General features: G+C 72.1%; 20 protein-coding genes and 1 pseudogene. 7 read left to right on the top strand and 14 right to left on the bottom strand.

All coding sequences use genetic code 11. The features are described 5' to 3' along the window. The 10 genes from ACIRU3_RS10455 to ACIRU3_RS10410 form a co-directional block, all read right to left on the bottom strand. Nucleotides 1-1362: hypothetical protein (locus tag ACIRU3_RS10455; RefSeq protein WP_404054232.1), on the bottom strand; the 1362-nt coding region annotated here is incomplete at its 3' end. Further along, nucleotides 1355-3886 (bottom strand): hypothetical protein, encoded by a 2532-nt coding sequence (locus ACIRU3_RS10450; RefSeq protein ID WP_404054229.1) that lies wholly within the window; start codon nt 3884-3886, stop codon nt 1355-1357. The genes ACIRU3_RS10455 and ACIRU3_RS10450, both read right to left, overlap by 8 nt. Continuing rightward, on the bottom strand, nt 3883-4731 hold the full coding sequence (locus ACIRU3_RS10445; protein WP_404054227.1) for a hypothetical protein: 849 nt from the start codon (nt 4729-4731) through the stop codon (nt 3883-3885). The genes ACIRU3_RS10450 and ACIRU3_RS10445 overlap by 4 nt, the downstream gene beginning before the upstream one ends. Before the next feature lie 109 nt (nt 4732-4840). Continuing rightward, on the bottom strand, nt 4841-5563 hold the full coding sequence (locus tag ACIRU3_RS10440; protein WP_404054224.1) for a Crp/Fnr family transcriptional regulator: 723 nt from the start codon (nt 5561-5563) through the stop codon (nt 4841-4843). Nucleotides 5564-5952: 389 nt separating this feature from the next. After that, nucleotides 5953-7437, bottom strand: a complete 1485-nt coding sequence (locus tag ACIRU3_RS10435; protein WP_404054221.1) for a cellulose binding domain-containing protein — start codon at nt 7435-7437, stop codon at nt 5953-5955. 704 nt (nt 7438-8141) lie between these two features. Beyond that, nucleotides 8142-8333 (bottom strand): hypothetical protein, encoded by a 192-nt coding sequence (locus ACIRU3_RS10430; protein WP_404054218.1) that lies wholly within the window; start codon nt 8331-8333, stop codon nt 8142-8144. Continuing rightward, a complete protein-coding gene (locus ACIRU3_RS10425; RefSeq protein WP_404054215.1) occupies nt 8330-8914 on the bottom strand; it encodes an RNA polymerase sigma factor in 585 nt (194 codons plus the stop codon). The genes ACIRU3_RS10430 and ACIRU3_RS10425 overlap by 4 nt, the downstream gene beginning before the upstream one ends. A 63-nt stretch (nt 8915-8977) precedes the next feature. Further along, nucleotides 8978-10309: a radical SAM protein gene (locus ACIRU3_RS10420; protein ID WP_404054213.1), complete on the bottom strand. Its 1332-nt coding sequence runs from the start codon at nt 10307-10309 to the stop codon at nt 8978-8980. 57 nt (nt 10310-10366) lie between these two features. After that, nucleotides 10367-11041: a pyridoxamine 5'-phosphate oxidase family protein gene (locus ACIRU3_RS10415; RefSeq protein WP_404054211.1), complete on the bottom strand. Its 675-nt coding sequence runs from the start codon at nt 11039-11041 to the stop codon at nt 10367-10369. A 163-nt stretch (nt 11042-11204) separates the two neighbouring features. Then, a complete protein-coding gene (locus tag ACIRU3_RS10410; RefSeq protein ID WP_404054208.1) occupies nt 11205-12212 on the bottom strand; it encodes a hydroxyacid dehydrogenase in 1008 nt (335 codons plus the stop codon). A gap of 107 nt (nt 12213-12319) precedes the next feature. Here ACIRU3_RS10410 and ACIRU3_RS10405 point away from each other — a divergent pair, with 107 nt between their 5' ends. From ACIRU3_RS10405 to ACIRU3_RS10375, 7 genes and pseudogenes are all read left to right on the top strand, one after another. Beyond that, on the top strand, nt 12320-13573 hold the full coding sequence (locus tag ACIRU3_RS10405) for an FAD-binding protein (protein ID WP_404054205.1): 1254 nt from the start codon (nt 12320-12322) through the stop codon (nt 13571-13573). 137 nt (nt 13574-13710) lie between these two features. Then, nucleotides 13711-14979, top strand: a complete 1269-nt coding sequence (locus ACIRU3_RS10400; RefSeq protein ID WP_404054203.1) for an ROK family transcriptional regulator — start codon at nt 13711-13713, stop codon at nt 14977-14979. Between the two features lie 11 nt (nt 14980-14990). After that, on the top strand, nt 14991-16844 hold the full coding sequence (locus tag ACIRU3_RS10395) for a glycoside hydrolase (RefSeq protein ID WP_404054200.1): 1854 nt from the start codon (nt 14991-14993) through the stop codon (nt 16842-16844). 92 nt (nt 16845-16936) lie between these two features. Continuing rightward, nucleotides 16937-17204: pseudogene (locus tag ACIRU3_RS10390) on the top strand (ABC transporter permease subunit); the annotation flags it as partial. Between the two features lie 47 nt (nt 17205-17251). After that, nucleotides 17252-20122 carry a glycoside hydrolase family 2 TIM barrel-domain containing protein gene (locus ACIRU3_RS10385; protein WP_404054197.1) on the top strand — a complete coding sequence of 957 codons (2871 nt, stop codon included), beginning with the start codon at nt 17252-17254 and terminating at the stop codon, nt 20120-20122. Between the two features lie 201 nt (nt 20123-20323). Next, nucleotides 20324-20908 carry a TetR-like C-terminal domain-containing protein gene (locus ACIRU3_RS10380; protein ID WP_404054194.1) on the top strand — a complete coding sequence of 195 codons (585 nt, stop codon included), beginning with the start codon at nt 20324-20326 and terminating at the stop codon, nt 20906-20908. Continuing rightward, nucleotides 20901-21617 carry an alpha/beta fold hydrolase gene (locus ACIRU3_RS10375; RefSeq protein ID WP_404054192.1) on the top strand — a complete coding sequence of 239 codons (717 nt, stop codon included), beginning with the start codon at nt 20901-20903 and terminating at the stop codon, nt 21615-21617. The genes ACIRU3_RS10380 and ACIRU3_RS10375 overlap by 8 nt, the downstream gene beginning before the upstream one ends. Here ACIRU3_RS10375 and ACIRU3_RS10370 read toward each other — a convergent pair. The 4 genes from ACIRU3_RS10370 to ACIRU3_RS10355 all read right to left on the bottom strand — a co-directional run bounded on the left by ACIRU3_RS10370 (nt 21551) and on the right by ACIRU3_RS10355 (nt 25630). Beyond that, complete coding sequence (locus tag ACIRU3_RS10370; protein WP_404054189.1) at nt 21551-22360, bottom strand: isocitrate lyase/phosphoenolpyruvate mutase family protein; 810 nt, start codon at nt 22358-22360, stop codon at nt 21551-21553. The two genes, ACIRU3_RS10375 and ACIRU3_RS10370, sit on opposite strands and share 67 nt — an antisense overlap. Before the next feature lie 91 nt (nt 22361-22451). Beyond that, the gene (locus ACIRU3_RS10365; RefSeq protein ID WP_404054187.1) at nt 22452-22820 is read right to left on the bottom strand and encodes a VOC family protein; all 369 of its coding nucleotides are present in this window, start codon (nt 22818-22820) and stop codon (nt 22452-22454) included. A 94-nt stretch (nt 22821-22914) separates the two neighbouring features. Then, the gene (locus ACIRU3_RS10360) at nt 22915-24627 is read right to left on the bottom strand and encodes a DUF2264 domain-containing protein (RefSeq protein ID WP_404054450.1); all 1713 of its coding nucleotides are present in this window, start codon (nt 24625-24627) and stop codon (nt 22915-22917) included. Between the two features lie 274 nt (nt 24628-24901). Beyond that, complete coding sequence (locus ACIRU3_RS10355) at nt 24902-25630, bottom strand: SDR family oxidoreductase (protein ID WP_404054184.1); 729 nt, start codon at nt 25628-25630, stop codon at nt 24902-24904. Nucleotides 25631-25719: the final 89 nt, after the last annotated feature.

Here is a 25719-nt window from a genome sequence, read left to right as displayed (position 1 = left end):
ATCGTCGTCCGCATAGCCCCCCGGATAACCCTCCGCATGACCCTCCGGCCGATACGCCCGGCCACGCGACGTCTCCCGGTCCAAATCGTCCGACGGATAGGACTCGGAGCGGTGAGGCCGGCCACGCGACGACTCACGGTCCGGGGTGTCCGCGGGGTACGCCTGCGCCCGGTGGGACCGGCCGCGCGGAGGCTCGCGGTCGAGATCGTCGTCCGCATAGCCCCCCGGATAACCCTCCGCATGACCCTCCGGCCGATACGCCCGGCCACGCGACGTCTCCCGGTCCAAATCGTCCGACGGGTAGGGCTCGGAGCGGTAGGACCGGCGCGGTGTGCGGGAGGGCGGTTCGTCCGCTGCGGTGTCGTCTCCGCGGTAGCGCTCCCTGCGCCGGGGCCCCTCGGGAGCGGGCTCCCCCCGGTACGGCTGCCGCCGGGGCGGTTCGTCCGAGACCCATTCCGGGGTGAACGGTCCGTCGGCGGACGGCTCCAGTTGCCGGGGCTCCCTGCGGGCGGGCACCGTCCCGATGGGTCCCTGGAGGCTGCGGTGGTCCTTGTTGAGGAGGTTGAGGACCTGTGTCTCCACGTCGATGGAGTTGAGTTCGCCCCGGAGCGCCATGCCGTACAGCCGGTCGACCCGCTCCCGCTCGTCCTGCCGGCCCTCCTGACGGATCTTCTCCAGGAAGTCCTTGGCCCCTTCGGGGTCGGCGGCCAGCATGAAGCTGAGCTGCTCCAGTTCCCCGCCCTGCAGCATGCGCCGGAACGAGTCCTGACGCACCTTGGTGACCTCGGCGTCGGCGTGCACCTCGCGCTTCTTCTTCGCGTACCCGATGGCCTCGTCGTCCACCCCCAGGCGTACGTACAGCCGTACCCGCAGGCCGAGTTCGGAGCCGAGGTCGCTCCAGCGTCCGCCGACGCACTCCCGCGTGATGACACGGTTGGCCTGTTCGGCGTCGGTCACGCGGTAGGTGAGGGTGACCTCGCGCAGCCGCTCCAGTACCGGGGCGGTGAGGCGTTTGGCGACGTCGGTCACGACCTGGACGGCGGCCAGGTGGGGATCGGTGACCTCCCACTCGATGTCCACCTCGGCCTTGAAGAAGCTGGTGCCACCGGCGGCCGGCAGGTCCAGCTGGAGGGTCGACACATAGGTGCCCTGCGCGATCTCGCAGACGGTGTACGGCCGGGCCAGTGCCCGCTTGTCGACGTGCCGCACCCCCGAGACGGTGATCACGCTGTAGCCGCCGTTCCGGTAGAACACCACCGAGACCTTCTGGGCGCTCACCGGCGGGATCCCCGTCGGTGTGTACTCGTTCAGGAACGGCCCAAGGGGCGCCACGCCCCCGGCCGCCGCCTCGTCCTCAGCCATGCCTCTCCTCCTCGCGGATGTCCTCACGGCGCGTCCGCTGCGGCGGCGTGACGGCGAGCCACCACAAGTCGCGCGCCTGTGCGTCGGGGACGGGGTTCTCGGGGTCGTTCATCATGCGGCGCAGCAGCCAGTCCAGCCGTCGCCGGTCGTGTTCCTCGGGCGCCAGCGCGGGCAGCAGTGCCGCGAGCCCGGGCCGGGTCCACTCGGTGCCGTCCTTGCGCACGGCCGAGCGCAGCAGGCGCTCCAGCGCGTCCACAGCCACGTCCCTCGCGCGTGCCGTGTTCAGCGCGGTCCACATCAAGTCGGCCATGGGGCCGACGAGTTCGGGCCTGGTGGCGGCCAGCGCGAGCGGCAGCGGCCAGTCGCCGCGGTCGGCCAGCGGGGAGTCGGGGTCGTCCGTGAGCACCTCGTCCACCGTGGTCAGCGCGAGCCGGACGGTGGTCACCAGACCGAGGTCCTGGTAGGGCTCGCGCTTGTGGTGGGTCCACTCGGCCACCCTCGCCAGCACCTGTGCCCCGTCGGGCAGGGCGAGCAGCCGTACGACGTTGAAGGAGGCGACCGCGAGCTGGTCCCCGTCGTCGCGGACCCCGATCCGGGCCAGGGTGTCCAGGGCGTCCTCCGTGGTGGCCGCGGAATTGCCGTAGCCGAGGGCCATCGCCGCGGTCCAGCGCAGTGGCGCCGTGCCGGTGCGGCTCCAGTCGGCGATCAGCTTGTGGACGGTCCTGCGGTGCGAGTCGTGGCCGCCGGCCTGGTCCAGGGTGGTGGCCGCGAAGATCCTCCGGCGGGGCGTGGCCGCCTCGGCGAGCGGCCGGACCAAGTCCGTGTAGCCGTGGTCGAAGTCCCGTACGCACAGCTCCCCGGCGGCCACGGCGGCGCGCATCCACACCTGGGAGCGGGGATCGTCCGCGAGCAGCCGCAGCCAGCGCACCACCGGTGCCCGGACGGGGAAGTGCCGGTCCCACAGCTCGGTCAGCACGGCGGCCGGCAGGGCGGAACCCCGGTACCAGATCAACCGTGCCGGCACCTCGGCCCCGGCCACGTCGACCTTGCCGTCGGTCAGTTCGGCGCGCGAGAGGGCCAGGTCGGCTTCCGGATCGTCGCAGAACAGCGGGCGGGCGGGTGTGTTGTCCGGGTCGCACTGGACGGACAGTTCCCAGGTCAGCAGGTGGGCGGCGGCGGCCACCGCGCTGTGCGAGGCTCCCCCGAGCACGGCGAGGGCGATCCGGAACGCCACCGGGTGGAACAGGGTCGCCGTGCCCGGCCGTCCCCCGGTGCTCTCCGCCTCCGCGGGCTGCGCCGTCAGCGCCCGGTCCACTCCGGCGAACCACTCCTGCGCCTGGCTCGCGGCGAGGCTCCGGCACCCGGACAGCAACTGCTCGTAGGAGACGTCCCCCAGCACCTGCCCGGCCAGCAGCGAGGCGAGCAGCTCTGCCTCGGCCGGGCGCAGGTCGTCCAGGCCGACGGCGTCCTTGACTTCCTTACGGGCCCAGAGTTCCTCGGCGCGGGCCAGCAGGTCGGCCGCTCCGCCACTGCCGTCCGGTGCCGTCGTTGCCTGGCCCTCCAGCCGCTCGCTCAGCCGGGTGTCGAGCAGTTCCTGGGTGGGCGCGGGCGGGCAGAGCTTGCCGTACCGCCCGGTGAGCAGCTGATTCGCCGCGGACCCGACCGTGACGACGATCACCGCGAAGGCCTCGCAGCGGTGCAGGGCGGCGGCCAGTTCGTCCAGGTCCATCTCGGCGGGGGGCAGCGCGCCGGGCCGGGTGAGGGACAGCTCCAGCAGGTATCCGGTACCGCGCTGCGCCTTCTCGCCCTCGTCGGCCCGTGACTCGTCCAGCGAGGCCGCCAGCTGTCGGACCCCGCCGTCCGGGTCGACCCGCCGCACCCGGGAGCCGGGTCCGGGCTCCGGGTCCGTGCGGCCGGCCGCGAGGGTGGTGGCCTCGTCGAGGAGCGAGAGCGCGGTGCTCGTACGCCCGGTGCCCGGAGCGGCGCCGAGCACCAGCAGCCGATGGGCGCGGAGCGCGTTGCGCAGCTGCAGATACCCCGCAGGCTCCACATGGCCCCGGCGGAGCCTGCGCAGTTCTTCCTCGGGCACGGGCCCGCTGCGCATCCCCGTACCCGCCTGGCGGCCGTCCAGCCGGAGGTTGATGAGGTCGCCGATGTGGGCGCTGCGGAAGTACGAGCGGTCGAAGCTGGTCAGGTCCCGGCCGGCGTCGAACAGCATCCGGGTGGCGCGGCGCGTCCGCGCGGCGGCGGCGAGATCGGTGGGCCCGTCCTCGCCCTGGTCCTCGGCGAGGGGGTCTCGGGTGTGCTCCTTGAACCGCCCGGCGGCGCGCTCCCGCTCCCTCTCGCGTTCCTTCTCCCGCTCGGCGGCCTCGTCGTCGCCGGCCTTCTCGTCGTCGCTCCTGGCGTCGTCGTCCCGGGACCGGTCGTCCCTGTCCTTCTTCTCCTCGGACTCGGGCGGCCGGGCCTCGTCCGGCCTGTCGGGGGTGTCCTCGGCCGCGCCGCCCGCCTGCTGGTCGTCGCTCACTCGGCTCCCCCCTTCTGCTGCTCGGTGTCACGGTCGGTGATCCGGCCGATGTGCACGGGCTGTTGGTAGACGTTGTCGTGGTGCTGGGACATGTCGCCCTGCACGGTGTAGTGGGTGCCGGCGGGGTCGGGCCGCCGACCGGGGTCGGCTACGGGCCCGGGCCCGGACTTCGGCCTGGTGTCGGCGAAGTCGGCGGTGGTCTCCGCGGCTTCGGCGACGGCCGCGGCGAAGGGCGACGGTGTCACGGGGATCACCGGAGCGGGCCGGCCGGGAAGGTGGAACCAGGCGGTGACCTCGCCCTCCTTGAGCTCCAGCCGGGCCGGGGAGTAGTGCGCGGGCTCGATGAACTTGCCTCCGCTGCTGACCACGTCCTCGTACAGGGACTGGGAGGTGACCAGCACGAGGTCGGCCTTCTCGGCGTCCAGGAGCTGCCGGGCGACGGCGGAGTCGGCCAGCCGGCAGGCGAGGTCGACGGCGCGCCCGCTGATGCCCCGGTCGTCGTGCCGGACCGGGCCGACGTGCATGCCGATCCGCAGCCCCAGCGGGACGCGCAGGCCCCGGTTCTCGTCCCGCAGCTTCTCGTGCACCTCGATCAGCCACAGGCCGAGCAGCCGGGTGACCGCGATCCGGCCCGGCACCGACAGCAGCACGCCGTCCCCGCGGTCCTCCAGGTGGACGGCGTCCCGGCCCACCCTGGCGTGGGTCAGCGCCGTCTCCAGCACGCGGTAGATCCGGGCGCGCATGTGCTGCTTGTCGACGTCGTCGTACTCCCCGGAACGTCTGGCATCGACGCTGATCACCAACTCGTAGTGAGCTTCACCGAGTTCCGGTGCGTCGTGGTTCACCCGTGCCCCCTGCAGTCCTGTCCGCTTGCCGAAGAGGTGGTTCGTCCCATCAGCGTCGGGCCCGGGACGCAGGCCGTCTGTAGCCGTTTACACATGGCGAGGCGGTGCTTTACTCCTGATGGCCCTCCGCGAGGAGGGCGAGCAGCGCCGGGTCGAGGATCTCCACCAGCCGGTTGCCCGTCCGCACGATCTTCTGGCTGCGCAGCAGGCGCAGCGCCTTGGCGACGGCTTCCCGGGTTGCTCCGATGGTTGCGGCCAGTTCGTCCTGGGCCAGCTGGACGACGGGTCCGGCGGGCGGGAGTCCGGGCGTATGGCCCGCTCCGGACGGGGCGTAGGGGCCGGACGGCTCGGCTCCCGAGAGTTCGGTGAGCCGGCTGGCCAGGCGCTGCAGCACGGTGAGCGAGGCGAGCGCGGACCGCTCCTGGTCGGCGTTGCGGAGCCGGAAGGTGAGCTGGCGAATCACCAGACCGCTGACCCGGGGGTGCAGGGCGAGGAAGCGACGGAACGCGTCCCCGGCGATGACCTGGGCCTCTATGGGGCCCAGCGCGCGCACGGTGGCGCTGCGGGGATGCGGGTCCAACGCGGCCATCTCGCCCAGCAGTTCACCGGGACCGCGCAGCCCGAGGATCAGCCGGGTGGCGCCCCGGTCCGTGGCCACGGAAACGGTCACCCACCCCTGAAGTATGATCACTACGTGGCTTGACCGGTCCCCCTCCGTCAGGAGGTGGTCATCGGCCGGGTAGCGCTTCCGGTTGCCGAGAGCCATCACGCTCTCCCGCTCCTGGGCCGTCAGCGCGTGCGCGAATGCCAGCTCATTGCCGAGCAACCCCATGGCCACGCCCCCCGCCGCAGTCCGGATGCCTCGCCTTGCGATGGCGTTGATGCTGACAGAGCGCCGTTTTGAGGCGAGTGAATTGCGCCACATCGGGGGTACCGCCCGGTAGTTGCCGAAGTGCCAGGTAGGTCGCCCGAGCAGGCAGCTTTCACGCCATGACCCCGCGGTCACTCCCTGCAGCGAGCGGCCCCGCCAGGGAGGAGGTTTTGGCGAAAACTCAGGTTTTCCGCTGCCGAGACCGTGATGCCGAGGTAGTCACATGGTGACGGGACGGTGATTAATCGCCATTTCGGCGATCAAGGCGGGTCGCGGGGCGCGCGAGCAGGGACGGTGCCGCCGGCCGCGGGGAAGACCGGGCCGCCGGGTACGCCCACTCCCCGACCGCATCAACCCGCGGCGCAGGTCTCTCCGTTGAGCGTGAAGTGGTACGGAGGCCGGTTCTTGCCCTGCCAGGACGCCAGGAATCCGAACGCCAGAGTTCCGTGGGCCGGCACGGACTTGTTGTAGTCGGCCGCAGTGGCGCTGACGCGGGAGCCGTTCTGGTGGACCGTCGCGTCCCACATCTGGCCGACCTGCTGGCCGTCGCGGAAGGTCCAGGCGACCTGCCAGCCGGTGAGCGCCTTGTCGGTGGAGACGGTGACGGTGGCCTGGAAGCCGTCGGCCCACTGGCTGTCCAGGCTGTAAGCCACCCGGCAGGAGACGGCCGGGGCGGTCGTCGGGCTCGGGGCGCCGCTGGTGGCGGAGGAGGTGCCCTGGGGTTCGGGGTCGGGGTTCTTGCGGTCGGACTTGGTCCTGGTGGCCGTCGCGGAAGGGGTGATGGAGGGGCTGCCGGAAGGGCTCGGGCCGGTGACGGCGGTGGAGGGGGCGGGATCGGCGACCGGCTGACGGGCGTCGCGGGCGCCGATCGTCCTGTCACCGCCGGAGCCGCCGGAGTCTCCGAACGGCATCATCGACACGCCGAGGGCCAGCACCGACAGCAGGACGGCGGCGGCGAGCAGCCCGTTGCGCAGGACACGGCTGCGGCCCGCGCTCTCCCCCGGGTCGCCGCCGGGCGCCTCGGCCGCGCCCGGGTGTCCCACGCCGAGCCGGACCTCGGCGGCGCGGCGCCGACGCTCCAGATAGGCGAGGCCGCCCCAGCCGACGACCCCGCCGGCCAGCGCGGCGGGCAGGCCGCCGCCGTGCAGGCGCAGACAGGCGGCGGCCTCGGCACACCGGACACAGGTGGCGAGGTGCCGGGAGAGGTCGCCCGGCGTGTCGGCGGCCGGCGAGCGGGTGACCGCGTCCAGCAGGCGGGCGTAGCTGCGACACCGCGCATCCATCGGGGTGTCCAGATGCGCGCGGTGGCAGCGGTCCCGGAACAGGGCCCGGACCTGGTCGAGTTCCTCGGCGACGGTGGCCGGGTCGAGGCCGAGCCGGCGGGCCACGGTCGGCAGGGGCAGTGCCTCCGCCTCGGCGAGCCACAACAGCGAGGCGTCCGCGTCCTGCATGTCCCTGAGGCCGCGCAGCGCGACCGGGCGCTGCAGCGGCGGGCCGCCGTAGCGGGCGGCCTGCCCGGAGTTGAGCCACAGCCTCAGTTCGGGGTCCAGCCTGTGTCCCTCGCCGTCGGCCTCCCAGCCCGCCGCCGTGTTGCGTACGGCGGTCAGCAGCTCCGGGATCATCGGCAGCCGGCCGGCGCGCCGGCCGGGACCGCGCGCGGGCACGGTCCCGGCGGCGCGCACCTCGCGCATGCCGTGGGCGAACGCCTCGGTGGCCAGTTGATGTGCCGTCAGGGAACCGGAGGTGCACAGGTCGGCGTACGAGAGCACGGCGTCCCAGCACTCCGAGAACAGCGCGGCCTCGGTGGCGTCCTGGGGGGTCGGCAGGTCGGGCATGGGACTCCTGCATCCACGAGCGAGGTCAACTCACCACAGAAGGAATGGAGTTGGGGGGAACCTCGCGGCGGCAGGAGCCTTTCACGTCTTCGACACAACTGACAAGCCGCGTATTCAAATCCGCTCGGTCCAGTCGCGGGTCACCCGCCGGTTCGTCGGGCCTGTACTCCGTCACGACCCGCCCTCGCGCGTCCAGCGCCTCCGCCTTGTACACCGACCAGGCTTCGTCCGGCCGGTCGTCGTACGGGGCGAAGGCCACGAAAATACCGGTTGCGGGCGACCTTCACCGGCCCTTCGGTACCTCCGTCCGCCCAGGTGACACGTACGTTGACGGCCGACGCGGGCACGTGACCGTGGACCGTGGCCCAGTCCGGGAACAAGGTGGTGTCCACCGTGGCCCACATCTCCGGCTTCTTGTACGGACCGCGACCGCATTCCGACTCACCGCCCTCGGCGGAACCTTGGAGTCGATGACGCGGAGACAGGCGCACTCACCGCCGGACCGGTTGGGCGCCCCAGTACTCCATGCGCTGCCCGCCCGGTGTCCGCCCGTCGAACAGCGTCATCGCGCGGTCCAGGTCGGGCTCCGGGCCGTCGCCGCCCGGCCCGTCCCCGGCGCGGTCGAGCCCCCGGACGACGCCCTCGGGGATGACCCCCGGATGCCTGGGCGGCCGGCCCGCCCCCGCCGAGGACCAGCAGCGCCGTCACCACGACCGTCCGGCGCCGCCGGGGTGGACGGTACCGGCGGGTGCGACCGCGGCACATGTGCGGATCGGTGGCGAGGATCGGTCCAGGACCGCCCCGTCGGCCGCGCTCTCGCCGCTCACCGGGTCGGCCGGGCCCATCAGCCGGCGCACTCGGGCCTCGGCCTCCGTCGTGCTCCCACGGCTCCTCATGCCCGTTCCCCCTCCGGTCGCACCAGCCGTTCGCCCGGTTCCTCCCGCCGTGCCGGCTCCCGTTCCAGCCGCTGCCGGGCACGGTGCAGCCGTACGGCGAAGGTGCGCACGGAGCAGCCCACCACCCGGGCGGCGGCCGCGCTGTCCAGGCCGTCCCAGCCCACGAGGCGCAGCGTCTCCTGGCCGCGCGGCGACAGACCGGCAGGCGCCCGGCGCAGATGCAGCGCCTCGACCACCGCCCCGGCATGGTCGGGTGCGGCCGCGACGACCGGTGCCGTACGGCCGAGCCGGGCCGTGAGTCTGCCGCCGCGCCGCCGGCCGCGCTGTTCGTTGGCGAGGACGTTGCGGGCGACGGCGTACAGCCAGGGCAGTTCCTCCCCGGGCGCGCGGGGCACTTTGTCGATACGTCGCCAGGCCACCGGGAAAGTCTCGGCAGCCACGTCCTGCGCGGTGTCCGTGTCGTCCGCGCGGCGCCGGGCGAAGCTCAGCACGCGCCCGTGGTGCGCCGCGAACAGCGCGCGGAGTCTCTCCTCACCCTCGGGTACGTCCTCGTTCGCAGGTGTTCCCTCGTCATCGGGCACACCTGCCCCCTTCCGTCCGCCGTCCGTCGTGACACCCCCCTATGCCCGGCGGCCGGGAAAGGGTTACACCTGCGCGGCTTCCCCGGCGGAATCGCGCGCGGGCAGGCTGTCCATGAAGGAGCTGACGGAGAACACCGCGTGGCCGGGTCCGGGCGGGCCGTAGCCGGGGGGCGAGGAGAGGCCGAAGTCGTCCATCGTGGCCCGGTAGGCCTCCAGGAGCCGGATGTGGTACTCCAGCGGCGCGCCCTGCGGGTTGGCCTTGCCGAGGGGGGTGGTCGGCTCCGGGCACCAGGTGGTGAAGCGGGGTGTGATGCCGTGCGACATGAAGAAGCGCAGGCCCTCGGTGGTGGAGGCGATGGCCTCGTCGACCGTGGTGAAGCCGAACGGTTCGGCCATCTCCACGCCGGCCACGAAGTTGGGGATCACGTTGCGCGCGCCGAAGATCTCCGCCGAGTCCAGAATCCGCCGGTGCCACTCGTCGCGGCCGACGTACCGCTCCTTGCCCGGGCAGTACAGCTCGAACAGCCGCCGGTCCCACACCTCGAAGTTGGGGTGGTAGATCTGCACGCCGTAGTCCTTGAACCGCTGCACGTCGTCCTTGGGCAGCGCCTGTGCGACGACCTTGCCGATCCAGCGGCCCGGGAAGCGCTCCTCGATGGCCTTGGCGTAGTGGCCGTAGAAGTCGGCCTCGTCCCGCCCTGCGACCGTCTTGGTGATCGCGCCGCCGGTCAGGGTGTAGGCGGTGGACGCCTTCTGGGTGTCGTAGCGGTCGATGATCTCCAGGGCTTCGAGGACCTCCTCGACGTCCTTCACACCGGTGTACGGCCGCCCGGCCGCCTTGTGCTGGCGCCAGTTGTGGTTGATGTCGCAGTACTGGCACTCCTCCTTGGCGCCGAAGTACTGGCAGACCCGGAAGACGGTCAGGTAGATCAGGTAGCCCCACTGGATGGTGGGTGCCACCTCCATGACGGACTTCCCGTTGGAGAGGGTGTGCCGGTAGTACTCGGGCATCGGCGGCACGCCGACGTCGGCGATCCGCTTCCCGTCGAGGTACAGCCCGAGCAGTCCCTCCTCGTCGGCGGCGACCCGGTACGGCGAGGCCGGGTTCACCCGCACGGAGACCACCGTACGGCGCAGGTCGTACGGGCCGCCGGTGAGGATGATCTCCTCCGGGGGCCGGCGCAGCGCGGCCTCGCCCAGCTCCGGCAGGGTGCCGTGGTCGAACGAGAAGATGAAGTACGACTTCGGCTTGACCTCGCCGCTCTCGTTGTCACTGAGGGCGGACGGGTCGAAGGCGACGCCGCCGCGGAGCAGGTCCTCCTTGAAGACCGCCTCCCGTGGCACATGCGGGAAGCGTTCCATCAGATCCTCGACCAGCGCGGTGCGGCTGCCCATCCGTAATCTCCTCCCGGCTCAGGCGTTCGCCTCTCACCGTATGCCCCCGTCCCGGCGTCAGTCGTGCCGGGTCCCCGCACGTCGCGCGATGTGCCCCGGTACGGCCGTGCCGTAAGGCAGCGCCGGGTCGGGCACGGGCTCGCCCCAGACGGCGGCCAGCGGCAGGACGCCGGCCCACAGGCCGAGGGCCGCGTCGGGGCCGTCACCGTCCTCGGGGGCGCCGGTACGGATCTTGACGGAGGCCTCCTCCAGGGACAGGGCGAGCAGGGTGGTGGCGGCGAGTTCCCTGCGGTCGGGGCGACGGGCATACGACCACTGCCCCGGCGCGGAGTGCTCGGTGAGCCTGCGCAGTCCCTCCACCTTCTCCCCGGGGTCGGTGATCCTGCGGGCGTCGCCGTGGATCATGGCGCAGCGGTAGTTCACCCCGTGCTCGAAGACGGAGCGGGCGAGGACGAGCCCGTCGACGTGGGTGACGGTGACACAGACCGGGAGATCACCGGTGAGGCTGCGACTGGCCACGGACCCGTGCAGATACAGCCACCGCTCGTCCCGCCCGTACACCGTGGGCACGACGACCGGCCGCCCGTCGATCACCACGCCCAGGTGGCAGACGAACCCGGCGTCGAGGATCGCCTCCAGGTCGGCCCGTTCCAGACTGCCCTGCTCGCGCAGGCGGCGGTGACGGGTGCGGTCGGTGACGGGGAGCAGGGATGGGTGCGGTTTCGGGACCATGCACCCGCACGCTACCGATATCGCATGCATGCCACCAGACGGCTAGCGATTTCATCACTCGCTTGAATGCAAGACAACGAAATCCCTCGCCACCTTCGCCGCTGCGCCGAAGTCGGCCTGCCCACCGAGTCGCACCCGGGGCCCCGGATCACACCGGTGACGATCAGGCGGACCGCTCCAGCGTCGTACGGTCGACCGCGTACGCCAACTCGCGCCCGGACACCAGCCGTTCGGCCTCCTCCACGACCGTGCGGCCGAGCCGGGCCACCTCGTTGCCCTGGGAGCCCGCGAGATGCGGGGTGATGAAGACGTTGGGCAGGCCGAAGAGGGGCGAGTCGGCGGGCAGCGGCTCGGGGTCGGTGACGTCCAGGACGGCGCCGAGGCGTCCGGTGCGCAGTTCGCCGATCAGCGCGCCGTGGTCGACCAGGGCGCCTCGCGCGGTGTTGATCAGCACGGCTCCGGTGGGCATCAGGGCGAGTTCCCGGGCACCGATCAGATGCCTGGTCTCGGGGGTCTGCGGGGCATGCAGGCTGACGATGTCCGAGGTGCGCAGGAGGTCGTCGAGGGCCGTCAGAGGGACGCCGAGCCGGGCGGCCTCGGCCTCGTCGACGTACGGATCGGCGAGGCTCACCCTGAGGTCGTGGGGCCGGAGCAGCTCGATGAGGCGGCGGCCGATTCGGGAGGCGCCGATGATGCCGACGCGGCGGCCGTGGTTGCCGATGCCGGGAATGATGTCGCCGTAGGGGAAGGTGCGGCGGGTGCGCAGCAGGTCGCGGAAGGCGAAGACGTCCTTTCCGGCGAGCAGGATCATGGCGAGGGTGTACTCGGCGACGGGCTGGGCGTTGGCTGCTGCGGCCGAGGAGACGACGATGCCGCGCTTGAAGACCTCGGGGGTGGTGAAGCCCTTGACCGAGCCGGCCGCGTGCAGCACCGCACGCAGCTTCGGCGCCGCGTCCAGGGCCGCCGCGTCCAGGCGCGGGCAGCCCCAGCCGGTGATCAGGACCTCGGTGCGGGCGAGGGTGTCCCGCAGCCGGGGGTCGGTGAGGTCGTGCGCCACCCGAGTGGGATCGACGGCCACGTGCTCGCGCAGCCGGGCGAGCAGCTCCGGCGGGAAGAGGTGCGGCACGTTCTGGGCCGTCATGGCGAACAGCGCCGGGGGACGCTCGGGCAAGGAAGTGACCTTCCGGCTCGGTGACGCGCGGACAGAAACCGTTCTCTACGGTAGGTCTCGGCCAATGAGAGGGTCAACGAACACGCACTCTCGGAAGGACTGCAGGGATGACACGGTCGGCACGGACGGTCACCAACTGGGCGCGCAACATCACCTACACGGCCGGGGCATTCCACCGCCCGGACACGTTCGACGCGCTCAGGGCCCTGGTGGCAGGCAGCGCGAAGGTGCGGGTGCTGGGCAGCGGCCACTCCTTCAACCGGATCGCCGACCCCGGCAGCGAGGGAGTGCTCGTGTCGATCGCCGGTCTGCCGCCGGTCGTCGACGTGGACACCGCGGCCCGTGCGGTACGCGTCTCGGGCGGTGTCCGGTACGCGGAACTCGCCCGCGCGGTCCATGCCCAGGGCCTCGCACTGCCCAACCTGGCCTCGCTGCCGCACATTTCGGTGGCCGGTTCGGTGGCGACCGGCACCCACGGCTCGGGCGTGGGCAACGGTCCGCTCGCGGCGGCGGTGCGGGAGGTCGAGCTGATCACGGCGGACGGTTCGACGGTGTCGATCGGCCGGGGGGACGCCCGTTTCGACGGGGCAGTGACCTCGCTCGGCGCACTCGGCGTGGTCACCGCGCTCACCCTTGACCTGGAGCCGGCGTACGAGGTCGAGCAGTACGTGTTCACCGAACTGCCCCTGGCCGGACTGGACTACGCGGCGGTGGCGGCGTCGGCGTACAGCGTCAGCCTGTTCACCGACTGGCGGGAGCCGGGCTTCCGGCAGGTGTGGGTCAAGCGCCGCACCGATCAGGCGCCGGTGGACTTCCCGTGGGCCGCTGCCGCGACCGCGGCGCTGCACCCGGTGCCGGGCATGCCGGCGGTCAACTGCACGGAACAGCTGGGGATGCCGGGGCCGTGGCACGAGCGGCTGCCGCACTTCCGGGCGGAGTTCACACCGAGCAGCGGAGACGAGCTGCAGTCGGAGTACCTGCTGCCGCGGTCGGCCGCCGTCGATGCGCTGTCCGCGGTCGACGGGATCCGGTCGGCGGTCGCCGGCGTGCTGCAGACCTGCGAGGTACGGACGGTCGCCGCCGACCCGCAGTGGCTCGGCCCGGCCCACGGCCGAGACTCGGTGGCCCTGCACTTCACCTGGATCGAGGACACGGCGGCCGTGCTGCCGGTGGTCCGCCGGCTGGAGGAGGCTCTGGACGCTTTCGGTCCGCGCCCGCACTGGGGGAAGGTGTTCACCGTGCCGCCGGCGGTACTCCGTGGACGGTATGCCCGTCTGGCCGACTTCCGCGGTCTGACCGAAGTCCTCGACCCCACCGGGAAGTTCACCAACGCCTTCGTACGGGATGTGCTGGGCGGTTGACGGCACCGAGGGCGGAAGCACTTTCTACACCCCCTTTCCTAACCCCTTGTCGAAAGTCCGTTCCAGCCCATAGCCTGACGTCGCGCCGGTGCCCAGCCCGCCCCGGCCCGGTCTGACGGGACGGAAGGGGCAGCTCCGTGAAGCGCACATCACGTGACATCCGCACCGCGAACCGCTACGAGGTGCTGCGCCAGATCATCGCCGAGTCTCCCACCTCCCGGCAGGAACTGGCGGCCGCCACCGGGCTGAGCCTGGCCACGGTCGCCACGCTCGTCGGCGAGCTGCTGGATCTGCGCATGATCACAGAGGTCGGTTTCGAGGACTCGGCCGGAGGCCGCCCGCGTGGGCTGGTCGCCGTCAACGCGTCGGGGGGCGCGCTGATCGGTGTCGACATCGCGGAGACGTACGTCCACGTCGAGCTGTTCGACCTGGCTCTGAACGTGCTGGCACGCGCCGACGAGGACATGCGGCCCGGTGAGAGCCGCCCGCAGCAGGTGGTCGGCCGTGTCGCCGCCGCCGTCGGCTCGGTCGTCGCGCAGGCCGGGGTGGAGGCGGCCCGGGTGCTCGGTGTCGGGGTGAGTGTGCCGGGCCAGGTCGACCGGGACACCGGGATCGCCGAGTATGCGCCCAACTGGAACTGGCACGACGTGCCGTTGCTCGGCCTCCTCGCCGAACACATCGCCTACCCCCTGTACTTGGACAATCCGTTGCGTGCCTGCGCGATCGCCGAGCTGTGGTTCGGGGCCGCGCGGGGCCGCGGGGACGCCGTGGTGGTCAACCTCGGCACCGGCGTCGGCGCCGGCCTGGCCCTCGGCGGCGGGCTGCACCGGGGCGTGAGCAACAGCGCCGGCGAGTGGGGGCACACCACACTCGTGCTGGACGGTCGGCTGTGCCACTGCGGCAACCACGGCTGCGTGGAGACGTACGTGGGAGCGCCCGGCATCATGCAGAACCTGCGTGAACTCAGCGCACAGTCCCCGCTGTTGCACCCCGGGGACCAGACGGCCACCATCGACGCGCTGGCCCGGGCGGTCGCCGCGCACGACCCCGTGGCGGTCAAGGTGGTCCGGGACACCGCCCGCTACCTGGGCGCCGGGATCTCCGATCTGATCAACCTCCTCAACCCCGAAGTGGTCGTGCTCAGCAGCTGGGTGGCGTCCCGGCTCGGCGAGCCGCTGCTCGGCGAAGTGCGCGCGGCCGTCGCCCGGCACGCACTCCGACGGCCGCTGGCCGCCACCGAGATCGTCCTCTCCCCGATCCCCACCGACCCGGTCTCCCTGGGCGCGGCCACGTTCGCACTGGAGGGGGCCCTGCAGTCCGGGGTGCCCCGCAAGGGGATCGACCCGGCCGGCACCGCCGAGCGCACCACCACACCCGCAAGGAGCCGTACCGCACCGCCTTCATGACGACGGAAGGGATGCACGTGTCTCACCCCCGCACCGTTCCCACCCGCAGAAGATCCGTCCTGCTGACAGCCGCTGCCGCACTGGCTGTCACCGGATCGCTCCTCACCTCCCCGGCCGCGGACGCCGCCGGACCCGCCACGGCCGAGGTGTCCCCCCACGCCGCCCAGACTATCGACGACATCGGCGCCTCGGGCGCCTGGTGGGTCAACGACCTGGAGAACTTCGACCCGAGGGTCCAGGCCCGGGTCGCCGAGTCGCTGTTCTCGAAGCAGGGCCTGGACCTGAGCGCGTACCGCTACAACATCGGCGGCGGCGGCACCGGTGTGACCTATGCGCCGCGGGCCCCCGAGGACTTCCTGACATCCGACGGCGGCTACGACTGGAGCAAGGACAAGGCCGGCCGGTACTTCCTGTACGCCGCCGCCAAGTACGGCGTCCAGGACCTGATCGCGTTCGTCAACAGCGCGCCCGCCGCGTGGAAGACGAACGGCAAGAGCTGCGGCGGCCATCTGAAGGCGGAGAACGAGCAGGACTTCGCCGGGTACATCGCCGACGTCACCGATCACTTCGCACGGCAGGGCGTGAAGTTCGACTACATCAGCCCCTTCAACGAGCCGACGAACAGCTTCGACTCGTGCGGCCAGGAGGGCATGCTGGTCGACCCCTCCCAGCGGGACGACATCGTGCGCGCGCTCGGCGCCGAGCAGCGGGCCCGGCACCGGCGCACGGGCATCATCGCCGACGAGTCGACCAGCACGGTCAGGTTCAACTCCGAGATCCCGCAGTGGATTTCACAGCCGGGCACGGCCCGGTACGTGTCCAGGCTGGCCCATCACACCTACGACAACCCGTCCGACGCGGACCGCGCGAAGGTCCACGAGACCTCCACGGCGGCCGGCAAGAAGTCCTGGTCGACGGAGATCTGCTGCTTCGGCAAGGGCGGCACGGGCTGGGCACAGGAGTACGACCCGACGATCGACGGCGGGCTGAACCTGTCCCGGATCATCTACAAGGACTTCGCGACCGCCCATGACTCGGCGTTCCAGTGGTGGGTGGCACTGTCGGAGATGACCGGCAGCGACCCGCTGGCGAGGAACGACGACGGCTGGAACGACGGCCTGATCTACTACGACCCGAACTACGCCACGAACGGCAACCAGACCCTGTACTTCACCAAGCGCTACTACGCGCTGGGCCAGTACAGCAAGTTCGTGGAGCCCGGCTCGGTCGCCCACAACGTGACCGGTGTGCCGGACGGCGTCGAGGTCTCCGCCTACGACCGTGACGGCACGTGGGTGGTCGTGGTGAACAACCACAACACCACCGACACCGCACTGAACCTGCACTTCAACAGCGGGACGCCGGCGCGGGCCAGGCAGGCCGTGCGCACCTCGGCCGACGAGAACTGGGCGAAGGCCGCCGGGCCGGCCGTCCGCGGCGGCACGGTCTCGGCGACCCTTGCGGCCCGTTCCATCACCACCTACGTCCTCGACCAGCGGGGACACGGCAGTTCGGCGCTGACCGGGGCGCTGGTGGGCAAGCAGTCCGGCAAGTGCCTGACCGCGGACGCCTCGGGTGCGGCGATCGGCACCTGCACGGGCGCGGCCGGGCAGTCGTGGTCGTACGACGCGAAGGGCACCCTCAAGGGGTCCCACGGCTATCTGACGGCCGGCAGTTCGGGACTGACGACGGCCGCCGCGACCGGTGACGGCTCCCAGCGCTGGCTGCTGAACTCCAACGGGCAGATCGTCAGCGAGGCCACGGGCGAGTGCCTCGACGTGAGCGGGCAGGCGACGGCCGACGGCAGCAGGGTGATCCTCTACAGCTGCAACGGCGGCGCCAACGAGGCCTGGACCAGGCAGTAACCCACACCTCCGCCGGACCGAGGGCCGCCGGGCACACCGTGACCCGGCGGACCTCATCTCCCTGTCCCCACCCCCCGTTCGGAATTCAGACGGTCCCGGCCGCCGTCACCTTCGTGCCCAGCTTCGTGCCGGTGTCGTCCCTCGGCCGGGTGGACAGCTACCGGGGTCTGATCATTCCGGGCCTCTTCAGCGGTTTCACCTGCTTCCTGTTCCGGCAGTACTTCCTCGGGTTCCCGAAGGAGCTGGAGGAGGCGGCGCGTGGACGGGCTCGGGTACTGGGGCGCGTACTGGCGTGTCGTGGTGCCGAACTCGCTGAACCTCTTCACGGCGATCGCCACGATCACCTTCATCAACGGCTGGTTCAGGGGATCGCGCAGACCGGTATCAAGGGCTGAGCTAGGAGACCGATGTCCATTCGCACGAGCACCGAGTACGTCGAGGACGTCTCGCCGGGATCCGGGGCCCTGCCGCCCCGGGCCTGGTACGCGTCCTCGGACGCCGAGTCCCTCTCACTGAACGGGAGCTGGCGCTTCAGACTGTCGGACACGGCGGACGCCGAGGACGACTCCTTCGCACGGGAGGGGTACGACACCGGTGCCTGGCCGGAGGTGTCGGTCCCCGGCCACTGGGTCCTCCAGGGCCACGGCTCCCCCATCTACACCAACCATCTCTATCCGTTCCCGGTCGACCCGCCCCGCGTCCCGACCGAGAACCCGACCGGCGACCACCTTCGCGTCTTCGGCCTGCCCGAGGACTGGCCGGCCGACGGCGGGGCGGTGCTCCGCTTCGACGGCGTGGAGTCCTGCGCCCGCGTCTGGCTGAACGGCACCGACCTCGGCGAGTTCAAGGGGTCCCGGCTGCCGCACGAGTTCGCGGTCGGCCATCTGCTGAAGACGGCGGGCAATGTACTGGCGGTCCGGGTCCACCAGTGGTCGGCGGGCTCGTACCTGGAGGACCAGGACCAGTGGTGGCTGCCCGGCATCTTCCGTGACGTCACCCTGCTGCACCGCCCGGCGGGCAGCGTCCTCGACTTCTTCGTGCACGCCTCCTACGACCATGCCGCCGGGACCGGCACCCTGCGCGTCGACTCCGACGTGGACGGCCGGGTGACCGTCCTGGACCTCGGCATCGACATCGCGACGGGCGAGCCGGTGACGGTGCCCGTCGAGCCGTGGTCGGCGGAGAGTCCGAGGCTGTACGACGGTGTGCTGGCCACCGGGGGCGAGCGGGTGCCGCTGCGCATCGGCTTCCGCACGGTGGAGCTGTCGGACGGCCTGATCAAGGTCAACGGCAGGACGGTTCTCCTCAAGGGCGTCAACCGGCACGAGTGGCACCCGGAGAAGGGCCGCGCCCTCGATGCGGAGACCATGCGCGCGGACGTGCTGCTGATGAAGCGGCACAACATCAACGCCGTCCGCACCTCCCACTACCCCCCGCACCCCGCCTTCCTCGACCTGTGCGACGAGCTGGGCCTGTGGGTGATCGACGAGTGCGACCTGGAGACGCACGGCTTCACGGAGCAGGAGTGGCGGGACAACCCCGTCGACGACGACCGCTGGACTCCGGCGCTGCTGGACCGCGCCGCCCGGATGGTCGAGCGGGACAAGAACCATCCCTCGGTCGTCATCTGGTCTCTGGGCAACGAGGCCGGCACCGGCCGCGGTCTGACCGCGATGGCCGAGTGGATCCACGGACGCGACTCCGCACGGCTCGTGCACTACGAGGGCGACCTCGGCTGCCGTGACACGGACATGTACTCGCGGATGTACGCCGGCCACGCCGAGGTCGAGCGGATCGGCCGCGGCCAGGACGGCGGCACGCGGAAGCGCCGCGAACTCCCGTTCATCCTCTGCGAGTACGGGCACGCCATGGGCAACGGCCCCGGCGGACTCGCCGACTACCAGCGGATCTTCGAGACCCACGACCGGCTCCAGGGCGGCTTCGTCTGGGAGTGGATCGACCACGGCATCAAGGACGAGCGGTACGGCTTCGCCTACGGCGGCGACTTCGGCGAGGAACTGCACGACGGCAACTTCGTCTGCGACGGCCTGCTCTTCCCGGACCGCCGGCCCTCCCCCGGTCTGGTCGAGTACAAGAAGGTGATCGAACCGGTCGCGATCGAGGGCGACCGCACGGGCGGCACCGTCCGTATCACCAACAAGTTCGACTTCGTCGATCTGTCGGCGCTGGCGTTCACGTGGTCGTACCAGGTGAACGGCGAGACGGTCGAGTCGGGTGCCCTCTCGGTGCCCGCGCTGGCGCCCGGTGAGTCGGCCGAGGTGAAACTGCCCGAGCCGCCGGCCGCTGCCCCGCCGGGCGAGGCCCACTGGACGGTACGGGCGCTGCCGGCCGCCGGCACTCCTTGGGCGCCGAAGGACCATGTCGTCGCCTGGGGCCAGTTCGCCGTGTCCGCACGTCAGGTGCCGTCGGTCGCGGCGACCGACGGTCCGGTGCTCGGCGACGGGCCGATCACCCTCGGCCCGGCCTCCTTCGACGCCCGCACCGGCGCGCTGCGGACGATCGGCGGGGTGGACATCACCGGGCTGCGGCTGGACGTGTGGCGGGCCACCACCGACAACGACGACGGCGCCGCCTGGCAGACCGACATCCGCCACGGCCTGCTGTGGCGCAAGCTCGGCCTGCACCGTATGCGGCACCGGCTGGACGCGGTGGAGCCGGGGGACGACGCGCTGACGGTCCGCACCCGGGTGGCGTCGGCGGCCCGGGAGGCCGGACTGTCGACCGTGTACCGGTGGACGTCGGACGGATCCCGTCTGCGGCTGACCGTGTCCGTGACGCCGGAGGGCGACTGGACGGTACCGCTGCCCCGGCTCGGTATCCGGTTCGGGCTGTCCGCGGCCGACCGTGTGCAGTGGTTCGGCGGCGGCCCGGGCGAGGCGTATCCGGACAGCAGGACGGCGTCCGTGATCGCCCGCCGCCGATCGACCGTGGACGATCTGCAGACGCCGTACGTCCGTCCGCAGGAGAACGGCGCCCGTGCCGACGTCCGCTGGGTGGAGATCGGCGGCCTGCGCATCGAGGGCGACCCGGAGTTCTATCTCACCGCCCGCCGCTGGACCACCGAGCAGCTGGACGCGGCGGCCCATCGCACCGACCTGGTCCCCGGCGACACGGTGTGGGTCAATCTCGACCACGGACTGCACGGCCTCGGCTCGCAGTCCTGCGGCCCCGGCCCGCTGCCGCAGTACCACCTGCGGGCCGAGCCCACGCGGTTCTCGTTCGTCTTCTCGGAGTTCCCCTCTTCGGAGACCGGCTGACCGACCCGGTCCTGACCACCCGCGCGGCCGGCCGGCGGCTGTTCAGCCGGCCGACCGCGGTCATGTCCTGCGTCGGTTCGCACGAGCCGTCGGGCTACGTGCAGTTGGCCGCCGCCGGCGGCAGGCACTGCGGCATCTGAGCGACAACCTGAACCTAGATCCTCTAGGATTCCCTCTAGGGGACCAAGGAAGAGGTGTCAGATGGCCCGTGCGGGACTCACCGCCGACCGGCTGGTCGCGGCCGCCGCCGACCTCGCCGACGAGGTGGGCTTCGCGAACGTCAGCCTGTCCGCGCTGGCCCGGCACTTCGGGGTGAAGGACGCGAGCCTGTACTCGCACGTCCGCAACCTGAACGACCTGCGCACCCGGCTCGCGCTGCACGCGGGCGGCGAGCTGATCGACCGGATCGCGGCGGCCGTGGCCGGCCGCGCGGGCAAAGAGGCACTGGCCGCGTTCGCCGACGCCTACCGGACCTACGCCCTGGAACACCCGGGCCGCTACGCGGCCACCCAGATCCGCATCGACCAGGCGCTGATCGCCGACTCCCCCGCCCTGCGCCGCACGGCCGAGATCACCTACGGCATGCTCCGCGCCTACGGCCTGGACGAGCCCGACCTGACGGACGCCGTACGCCTGCTGCGCAGCACCTTCCACGGCTACTGCGCCCTGGAGTCCGCGGGCGGCTTCGGTGCGGCCCGGGATGTTCAGGCCTCCTGGGACAAGGCCGTCGACGCCCTGCACCTCGCCCTCGCACACTGGCCCCGGGAGACGAAGAGCGATGACTGAGCCCCTGCACCACGACGTCACCGGCAGCGGTCCCGTCCTTCTCCTCGTACCGGGCGGCTCCGGGCACCCCATGGGGCTGGAACCGCTCACCGAGCGGCTGGCACGTCGCTTCACCGTCGTGACGTACGACCCGCTGGGCCTCGCCGCCGGCCGGCTCGGGCTGCCGGTCCCGGACCAGAGCCCGGCCGACTGGAGCGACGGGGCGAGCCGGGTGCTGGAGGCGGTGCTGCCACCGGGTGAGCGGGCCTATGTGTTCGGGACCAGCTCCGGCGGCATCGCCGTGCTCGACCTGCTCGCCCGGCACCCGCACCGGCTGGCGCACGTGGTGGCGCACGAGCCGCCGTGCGTGACGGTACTGCGGGACGGCCAAGAGCGGCGGCAGGAGTTGATCGGTCAGCTGGACGGTCCCGGACGGCCGCCCGCCGAGGGCGCCTCGGCGACCCCGATGGGCGTCTTCCTCGCCCATGTCCTGCGCCCGTTCACCGCCCACGTCCCCGCCCTCTCCGTCCCCGAGCACCGGCTCACCCTCGCCGTGGGCACCGACTCGCGCGGCCGGCTCCTGTACCGGACCGCCGAGTCGCTCGCCGACCGTTTCGGCAGTGCGCTGGTGGAGTTCCCGGGCGGACATCTCGGCACCCTGGATCACCCGGTGGAGTTCGCCGACCTGCTCGCCGAGACGTTCCTCTCCAGCGCGCGCACCTCGTCGTAGGAGGGGGTGGTACCGCCCGGCACCCGCCCGGCCGCGATGTCGGTCACCGCGTCCAGGGCCGCGCCCAGCGCCCGCCGGTAGAGCAGCGAGCCGAGGCTGACGCGGCGGACGCCGAGGTCGGCGAGCTGAGCCAGGGTGGGTCCCGCGGGCGAGTAGAGGATGTTGAGCGGGGCGTCGACGCGCCGGACGAGGCCCGTGATCCGGCCGGGGTCGGTCAGTCCGGGCACGAACACCCCGTCGGCGCCGGCCTGCCGGTAGGTGTCGAGACGGCGCAGCGTGTCCGTCTCGTCGCCGTCGCCCAGCCAGTGGGTGTCCGTACGGGCGTTGACGAACAGGCCGGGCACGGCCGCCTTCACCGCGGCGATCTTCTCGGCGTGCCGCCTGTCCGGTCCGAGCCCGTCCTCCAGGTTGATGCCGACGGCCCCGGCGGTCCACAACTGCTGCGCCAGTGCGGCGACTTCGTCCGGGTCGTCGGCGAAGCCGTTCTCGGCGTCGACGGAGAGCAGGAAGGGCTCCGAGCCGAGGGTGAGGGCGAGGCTCAGGGTGTGCTCGCGGGTCGCGGCCCGGCCGTCGGGCAGTCCGACGGCCGCCGCCACGGCGAGACTCGTGGTGCCGATCGCGGGAAATCCGCGGGCCGCGAGGGCGGCGGCCGAGGCGTGGTCCCAGGCGTTGGGCAGGAGCAGCGGCTCGCCGGGGCGGTGGTGGAGTCCGGCGAAGGTCGTCACGGCAGGCTCTGCGGTCATGCGCCCACGCTAGGTCCCGCTCGGTTCGGCACCCGCCGAACCGTGCGGGAACGGCCCGCCCCGGAAGTGCCGAAGGTCCTGCCGGTCCCGGCTACTGCCCGCGCTCGGCCTCGCTGCGCTCCACGCAGAACTCGTTGCCCTCGGGGTCGGCGAGGACGGCCCAGCCGGTGCCGTCGGCTTTGCGCCGGTCGTCCACCAGGGTCGCGCCCAGGCCGAGCAGCCGGTCGACCTCCTCGTCGCGGCTGCGGTCCTGAGGCTGGACGTCGAGGTGGACCCGGTTCTTGACGGTCTTGGCATCCGGCACGGTGACGAACAGCAGGCCCGCGGCTTCGATCAGGGCCTCCTCGTCGCCCGGGTGGTCGTCCTCGTGCAAGGGCTGGTCCAGCACCTTCGCCCAGAAGCTGCCCAGCGTGTAGGCGTCGGCGCAGTCGACGGTCACATGACGGATCTTGGAAGTCATGTGCGGGATTCTCATCGACCGGTGTGCGAAAGGGCAACGCGGAATGGGCACCTCTTCGCGGCCCGACGGCCGCCGAGCGGCTGCGCCACCGCGGTCACCGGAGTGTCACCGACCACGACGACGCGGCTCGGCCGTCCGACGCCGTGAACCGGAACCGGCCGGACGCTCCGCCCGCCCAGCGGACGGTCAGGCCGTGCTCCCCCTCGACCTCCACGGTCACCAGATCCGGGAGAGGCAAGGGGTCCGGCTCCCCCGTGAGCCGGACGAGCGCCACGAACAGCGTGCCCGGCGCCTCCCCCGTCACCCCCGCCAGCTCCTCCGACAGACCGGCCACCGGGGCGAGTTCGGCCCTCATGCCCGCTTCCGGAGCCGGCCATCCGGTCACCCGCACCGGCGTCCCGGGAGCCGCGCCGGCGACCAGGTGGGCCCGCACCTCCACGGCGCCCTCGGCCACCACCAGGCTGGTCACGGTCACGCCCTCCCGCACGGTGTGCCGCGAGGCCGCCCAGCCGTCCCCGACGCCCAGCGGCACGATCCCCGCCCGGCTCGGATCGCCGCCGACGAGCACGCTGTTGTCGTACGACGCCGAGGGCCGGGTCACGGTCGAGTAGCCGAGCCGTGTGTAGTACGGGTCGTAGCGGACGTCCTCGCTGCCATGGTTGTGCAGGCGGACCACGCCGTCCGAACACGTCGACTGCAGCAGCCAGTTGGGGCCCGCGACCGAGGTCACCGCGTCGGTGCGCTCCGCCGGACCCGGCTCCTCGTTGGCCGTCCACACCTCGTGCTCCGGGGGCAGGAGGAGGCCGAGGAAGCCCTTGCTCGCCCAGTAGGGCGAGGCCGGTCCGGAGTAGCTCTGCAGGACGGTCTCGTCGGGGCCGTGCCAGCCGAGGGTCAGCAGTCCGCGGGAGTCCACGGCTCCCCGGTCCAGGAAATACGTCAGCGCCCCGGAGGCCAGCCGCCGGGTCGCGCCCGGCGTCAGTGGCGTACGGCCTGTGAGCGCGCCCAGCCACAGCGGGGCCGCGGTCGCGAACCGGTACGTGAGAGAGCGGCCCTGGTGCATCGGCGCGCCGTCGCCGCCGAACAGACGGGCGTAGTCGGCGAGATGGCGTTCGAGCCGGCCGCCGTACACCTCCAGCAGCTCGGCGTCCTCGGCCAGCCAGGCGTGCAGCACCGGATACAGGTGCATGGCCCAGCCGTTGTAGTAGTCGTACTTGCGGCCGTCGCCGTCGGTGTACCAGCCGCCGCCGCGGTACCAGTCCTCGATGCGCTCCAGACCGCGGTCGACGGCCTTGCGGGCCGCCTCGGGTTCGTGGCCGATCTCCGCGAGGAATCCGCCCACGGTGACCGGAAACAACTCCCAGTTGCAGGGCCAGGGTTCGGCGGTGAGCGCGTCCGTCAGCCAGGCGGCCGTCCGCTCGCGCACCGGCTGGTCCAGCCGGTCCCACAGCAGGGGTCGGGTCAGCCTCAGGGCGAGGGCGATCGAGGCGGCCTCGACCAGGGGCTGACTGCGGTCGGCGACCCGCGGCCAGACGCCGCCGGGGCCGGTCTCAAGCCCCTCGGCGTACCGGCCGAGGGTGGTCTCGTCCCGGCGGAAGGCGGCCAGCAGCAGCGTACGGGCGTACCCCTCCAGCCCGTCGGAGAGGTGGCCCGAGTGGCTCACATGGCCGCCGGGGAGGTGGTAGAGGGCGCGGTCGGCGCTGGCACAGGGCTCGACGGCCGCGAGCAGGGCGTCCGCGGCGGCCTCCCAGTGGGCGCGGGTGCAGCCGGTGTACGGGCTCGCGGAGCGGTCGGCGGCGGGCAGTTCGATCACGACGGCGGCTTTCCTTCGGGTCATTCCGAACGCCGAAAAGGTAAGCGCGTGCCACGAAGAGGTCAACGGGGCCTACAGGACCGGGGGATGGACGGTGACCGCGCTTTCACCCGGGTGCCGGTTCTCGGTTCGGCCGACAGAGGAGGTCCCCCTGTCGGCCGCCGGGGTCAGCACGCGCGCGGACGGCATGCCGCGCACGGCTGGTCCCGCAACCGCATCCGGCCAGGGCTTGGCCCTCTGCGGTCCGCGCGCCCGAGGGGGCGTGAGCCGGTCAGGAGAGCCAGTCGCTGTAGCGGGTGGGGGCGAGCCGAGCGTCCTTGTCGGTGAGGACGTCGCCCTTGACCGCGGCGAACATGCCGGCGGTGGGGTCGACGACGACGGTGCGGTCGTCGCCCTTGTGGGACAGGGTGATCCGGCCGACCTCGTCCAGGGAGAAGATCTCGGGACCTGCGATGTTGCGGATACCCCGCAGCGGGGCGCCCGCGGCGACCTCCGCCACCGCACTGGCCACGTCCTTGGCGGCGATCGGCTGGATCGGCGTGGCGGGCAGCCGGACCGTGTCACCGTCGGCGGTCCAGGACATGACGGCGTCCATGAACTCCATGAACTGTGTCGCCCGGACGATCGAGTAGGGGATCGGCCCGGCCGTGAGGATCTCCTCCTGGAGCGCCTTGGCCCGGTAGTAGTCCAGCTCAGGCACCTGGTCCACACCGACGATCGAGAGGATGACGAAGTGGCCGACGCCACCCTTGTGGGCCGCGGCCAGAAGGTTGTCCATCGAGGTCCGGAAGAAGGCCGGGGAGGCTTCGTCGAAGGTCGGCGAATTCGTCAGGTTGACGACGACGGCGGCTCCCGCCACCGCCTCGTCCAGTCCCTTGCCGCTGATGACGTCGACTCCGGTGGACTGCGAGTGCGGTACCGCCTCGTGTCCGGCGGCGTTCAGGTCCTTGACGACCTGCGACCCGATCAGCCCGGTGCCGCCGATGACTGCGATCTTCATGACATACCTTTCGTCGGGTTTACGTGCGCAATATGGCATATGAGCCACTATGTGGGCGCGGCAAGCATGGGCGCCTGGAGCGGCTGAGG

The organism is Streptomyces sp. NPDC101151, from assembly GCF_044768335.1.
Classification (GTDB): Bacteria; Actinomycetota; Actinomycetes; order Streptomycetales; family Streptomycetaceae; genus Streptomyces.
The sequence above is the reverse complement of the archived record's forward strand: the minus strand, read 5'-3'. Positions and strand labels throughout refer to the sequence as shown.